Genomic DNA, 5461 nt, shown 5'->3' with positions numbered 1-5461 from the left:
ACGCTCAGGCCCCACCCCCAAACCCCGCAGATACCGCGCCAGCCGAAACACCCGGCCACCGAACTCCGCATAACTCAACTCCACACCAGCCGACGCATCCACCACCGCCACATCAGCACCACAACCAGCCACCGCACCCTCGAACAAAGACGAAACCAACTCACCTCCCCCACCCACATCCGTCGCATTCCACTCCACCAACACCCGCTCCAACTCCACCCCATCGACCAACACGAACTCAGAAACCCGCGACTCCGCATTCGACGCAGCCGACCGAAGGATCCGGCAGTACTGGGCGATGAAGCGGTCGACGGTGCGGCGCTCGAACAGGTCGGGGCTGTAGCGCAGCGAACCCGCGAGCGTGTCGCCCTCGACGGCGAGCCTCATCTCGAGGTCGAAACCGGTCGAGCTGGCCTCGGCACTGACCGTCTCCAGGTCCAGACCGGGCAGCCGCGGGTTCTGGTCCTCACGACCGCCGTCGAAGGCGATCTGGAAGATCGGGTTCATGCTGGCCCTGCGCTCCGGGGCCACCGCCTCCACCACCCGTTCGAAGGGGATGTCCTGGTTGGCGTACCCGCCCAGCGCGACGTCCCGGACCAGCCGCACCATCTCGGTGAACGTCGGGTCGCCGTCCCACTTCACGCGCAGCGGCAGCTGGTTCACGAACAGGCCCATGAGGCCCTCGAGGTCGCCGGAGGTGCGACCGGCCACCGGGGTACCGGTGATGATGTCGCTCGTGCCGGTGCAGCGGGCGAGGAACACGTCCCAGGCCGCAAGGAGGACCATGAACAGGCTCGCGTCATTGGCCTCGGCCAGGGTGCGCAGGGCGGTCAGGGTGGCCGGCGGCACGGAGAAGTCGACGCGTTCACCGCGGCCGCTGAGCACGGTGGGGCGGACGCGGTCGGTGGGCAGGTCCATGGCCTCGGGCGCGCCGCGGAGCTGGTCCTTCCAGTACGTCAGCTGCTGCTGCGCCGCGTCCGAGGTCATCCACGACTCCTGCCACTCGGCGTAGTCGCTGTACTGGATGGGCAACGCGTCGAGCGCGGGGCCCGACCCGTCGCGGGCGGCCTCGTACAGGGCGCCGAGTTCCCGCCAGAACACGTCCATCGACCAGCCGTCGACGATGATGTGATGCACGACCAGCATCAGCAGGTGGCAGTCCGGCGCGAGACGGATGATCCGGACCCGCAGCAGCGGCCCGCGGGTGAGGTCGAACGGCTCGACGGCCACCCGCCGGCTCCATGCGACGGCCTCCTTCTCGGCCGCGGTCTCGTCCTTGCCGGACCAGTCGACCACGGGCACGTCGAGCGGCGTCGGTTCAGCGATGACCTGGACGGGTTCACCGGCGACATTCTCGAAATGCGTGCGCAGGATCTCATGCCGCCGACGCAGCTCGTTCAGCGCGCACGTGAAAGCGGCGATATCGAATTCGCCGCGCAGACGCCAGAGATAGTCGGCGTTGTACGCCGGGGACTCGGGCTGCAGTTGATCGACGAACCACAGCCGGCGCTGCGCGAACGAGGCGTGCGCCCGGTTGCTCTCCAGGGTGGCACGACACGGTATCCGCTGCTCTTCGACTCCATCGACCGCGGCCTCACGAAGCCGCTGCTGAATGAGCTCGAGCTGTTCGATGCTGAAGTCGTTCACTGCCACTCCCTGGCATGCTGCTGTGGTAAGGGAAATCCACGCGCCGTCCTGGATGACATTGCGCCATCGTCAACGTAGTTGATTTCCCCGTGCCAATTGCCGCCGGAAAGCGGGGGCAGGAGAATTTGCTCGGCCACGAAAAGACTCGTCGTGCGGAGCGGGCACACGGAGCGGTATGTCCCGCCAGCGAGACACCCCTCAGGTCACCGCGGCTGCGGTCAGACGGCGGAGCGGCCGCGCCGGCGGAGTACGGCGACCGCGGCGACGGCGCCCAGGAGGATAGTGCCGACCGCCGAGGCGAGGAGCGTCTGGCGGGCGCCGATCGCCGTGCTCAGCGGCCCGCCGATCATGTTGCCCAGGGGTACCGAGACGATCATCACGGTGCCCCGGGCCGCCAGCACCTGCGGCAGCTGCTCCGGGGTGGCGGAACGCTGGAACAGCACGGTCGAAGTCGCCGCGTACGGGGCCCAGATGAGGCCCGACACACCGAACGACACCAGCACCACGGGGGTGGGCGCGCCGAGCCCCATGGGCAGCAGCGCGGCGCCGAACCCGGTGACGATGCCGATGGTCGTCGGCCACAGCAACCAGTTGCGCAGATAGCCGGTGATCAGTCCGCCGATGACCGAGCCGACGCCGAACGCCGTGTAGTACCAGGCGAGAGTGGCCGCCGAGCCACCGAGGTCTTCGGAGACGAGGACCGGCAGGGCGACCAGGACCGGGCCGAAGAGGAAGAAGTACCCGAAGGTCAGGGCCAGAAGTCCGGAGAGCCGGCGGTCGCCCAGGATGGCGCGGAAGCCGGCCGAGCGCGAGGCCTGGTCGCGGGGTGTGCCGGAGGCGGCCGTGCCGGGTGCGGCCAGGCGGTAGGTGAGGGCCAGCAGGGCGAAGGTGGCCGCGTCGACCGCGATGACCGTCGCCGCGCCTCCCCAGGCGATGAGCAGAGCGGCGGCGGGCGGTCCGACGACGGTGGCGAACTCACCGAAAATCGTGATCACCGCATTCCCCGCCAAGTGGTGCCGCTCCTGTAGGACTTCGGTGAGCAGCGTGTACCGCCCGGCCGTTCCCCAGGCGTGCAGCAGGGAGGAGACAGCCAGCAGAGCGATGTAGAGCCCCATGGTCAGCGCGTCCAGGACGTACATGACCGGAATCAGGCCGAGCGCGGTGGCCCGCAGCACCGCGTCCCAGCCCGCGAGTTGAGCCCCGCTGCGGGCCGACAGCACGCGTCCGAACAGAATTCCGCCCAGCGCCCCTGGCAGGATGTACGCCACTGCGGCGGCCGCCACCCATGTGCCCTTGTTGCTCTCGGGGGCCAGTTCCAGGGCGAGCCAGGTGATGGCGACGGTACTCATTCCGTCACCTATGTAGGACAGTCCCACGCCGGGCAGGATTTTCCGCAGAACGGGATGACGGACCACCGGCCAGTAGGGCGACGAGCTGACGATTTTCCGTACGGATTCGATTGCCATGGCGTCATGACATAGGCGGCGCCCGCTCGGTGTCAACCGCTATCGCGCAAAGCGTATCCGAGCCTGGATGAGTGAGGTATGACGATGGATCTGGGAAATCCGGACCTTTACACAACGGCCGATCGATATTCCCGCTGGCGGTCTCTGGTCGCGGACGGGGAACCGCACTGGAGCGAACCGGGTCCGACACACGCCGGTTTTTGGTCAGTTTTCTCGCACGAAGCATGTGGCAAGGTGCTTTCCCCGTCGGCTCCGATGACGTCGGAATACGGCATGATGATCGGGTTCGACCGGGAACATGCCGACCTCTCCGGCGGTCGCATGCTGGTGACGGCCGAGGGCGAACGGCACCGGAAGCTGCGTCGTATCGTCAGCCCGTTCCTCTCCCGCCTCGCCGCCGGTTCGTTCAGAGAGCGCATCGAGCAGGAAGTGACCGGCCTGCTGCGCGCCGCACGGGAGGGCGGGCCCGAGGGGGACGCACTCGACGTCGCCAAGGGAATCGGGCCGTACATCCCGGCGGCCACCGTCTGCGAGATCCTCGGCGTGCCGGCCGCGGACCGGCAGCGGCTCATCACGCTGACCGGCCATGCGTTCGGCGGTGAGGACAGCAGCTACGACGGCATGACACCGTCCATGGCGCACACCGAGATCCTCACCTACTTCTACGACCTCATCACGGAGCGCCGACGGCGCCCGGGTGACGACCTCGTGAGCGCGCTCCTCGCCGATGCGGAACTCGACGACCAGGACGTGTTGCTGAATTGCGACAACGTGCTGATCGGTGGCAATGAGACGACGCGGCATGCCATTGCCGGCACCTTCCACGCCCTCGCCGAGGCACCCGGCACCCTGGCCCTGCTCAGTGCGGATCCGGAGGCCTTCGCGCCTGCCGTGGAGGAGGTACTGCGGTGGACTTCTCCCGCACTCCATGTCCTGCGGGTCACCACGGGTGAGTTTTCGGTCGGCGGGCGGACGATTCCGGCCGGGAGCCCCGTGGTGGCGTGGCTTCCGGCGGCCAACCGCGATCCCCAGGTGTTCGACCGGCCCGATGAATTTCAACCGCAGCGCACCCCCAACAAACACATGGCGTTCGGTTACGGTCTGCACCACTGCATGGGTGCCGCGTTGGCCCGGATCGAAATCGACGTCCTGCTGCGTGTCCTGAGCCGGGAAGCGAAATCGGTATCGATCACGGATGAACCGCAGTGGATCCGTGGCCTGCTGGTGCAGGGATACAAGAGCGTGCGCGTGACCCTCGACTGGAATTGAGGATTTCCGAGATGAATCGATCGATCCCCGAACAGCATCCTGCCGAGCGGCTCGTCGACCGCTTCGAGGCGTGGGTGGACCGGGCTCCGCAGACGGTGGCCCTGGTGTCGGATGGCCACGAGATGACGTACGGCGAACTCGACGCCCGCGCCAACCAGCTGGCCCACTTCCTGCGCTCCCGCGGAGTGGGACCCGAGAGCGTGGTCGGTGTCTGCGGCACCACCGGCTTCACCTCGGTCATCGCCCTGCTCGGCATCCTCAAGGCCGACGGCGCCTACCTCCCCCTGGACACCCGCAACCCTCACGAACGCCTCCAGCACATGGTCCGCACCTCCCGGGCCCACCTCGTCCTCACCGAACGCACCACCCCCCACGACCCCGCCCCCTTCGGCCCCCTCACCCACTACTGGGACGAGCACCGCACCGCCATCGACGGCCAGCCCACCAGCCGCCCCCGCAGAACCGCCCACCCCGACACCCTCATGTACATCGTCTACACCTCCGGCTCCACCGGAACCCCCAAGGGCATCGAGGTGTCCCACCGGACGCTGGAGAACGCGGTGGGATGGCTGGCCGCGGGGGCGTCGGGGCCCTCGGTGTGTCTGCAGTTCGCCTCCGCGGGGTTCGATGTGTCCCTGCTGGAGGTCATGGGATCACTGTCGTCCGGCAGCCGGCTGGTCATCGCGGGCGACGAGGAACGCGCGGAGCCCTCGCGGCTGCTGGAGCTGATGGCCCGGCACGGGGTGGAGCGGCTCTATCTGTCGCCGTCACTGCTCCAGCAGCTCGCCGTGGCGGCGGGCGCACCGCCCGAGCCGTTGCCGGCTCCGGGGCTCTCGGCGCTGCGGGAGATCCTGGTGTCCGGTGAGGTGTTGCGGTTGACGGCCGATGTACGCGCCTTCCTGGAATCCCTCGACAACGTCCTCCTCGAGAACCAGTACGGCCCCTCCGAAACCCACCACGCCACCTCCCACCAACTCACCGGACCCCCCACCCACTGGCCCGACAACCCCACCATCGGCCACCCCATCCACCACGTCGGCATCCACATCCTCGACGACAGGCTCCACCCCACCCCCACC

Annotated in this window: 4 protein-coding genes; 2 read left to right on the top strand and 2 right to left on the bottom strand. The window is 68.2% G+C overall.

Features of this window, described 5'->3' with window-relative positions:
• On the bottom strand, positions 1-1647 hold a 1647-nt coding region (locus ABZ079_RS36655; protein WP_356943769.1), incomplete at its 3' end, for a condensation domain-containing protein.
• Positions 1648-1865: 218 nt separating this feature from the next.
• Entirely contained in the window at positions 1866-3113 is a 1248-nt protein-coding gene (locus ABZ079_RS36650; RefSeq protein WP_356943768.1) for an MFS transporter, read from the bottom strand.
• A 78-nt stretch (positions 3114-3191) separates the two neighbouring features.
• Here ABZ079_RS36650 and ABZ079_RS36645 point away from each other — a divergent pair, with 78 nt between their 5' ends.
• Positions 3192-4382, top strand: a complete 1191-nt coding sequence (locus tag ABZ079_RS36645; RefSeq protein WP_356943767.1) for a cytochrome P450 — start codon at positions 3192-3194, stop codon at positions 4380-4382.
• 11 nt (positions 4383-4393) lie between these two features.
• A partial coding sequence (locus tag ABZ079_RS36640; protein ID WP_356943766.1) for an AMP-binding protein occupies positions 4394-5461 on the top strand: 1068 nt, incomplete at its 3' end.

The sequence above is a fragment of the Streptomyces sp. NPDC006314 genome, assembly GCF_040613075.1.
Classification (GTDB): domain Bacteria; phylum Actinomycetota; class Actinomycetes; order Streptomycetales; family Streptomycetaceae; genus Streptomyces.
Note: the sequence above shows the minus strand (reverse complement) of the source record. Positions and strands in the feature narration are given on the sequence as shown.

Excerpts from the sequence above, each read along its gene's own strand:
- ABZ079_RS36650 (WP_356943768.1), bottom strand. The coding sequence starts at position 3,113 with ATGGCAATCGAATCCGTACGGAAAATCGTCAGCTCGTCGCCCTACTGG.
- ABZ079_RS36645 (WP_356943767.1), top strand. The coding sequence starts at position 3,192 with ATGACGATGGATCTGGGAAATCCGGACCTTTACACAACGGCCGATCGA.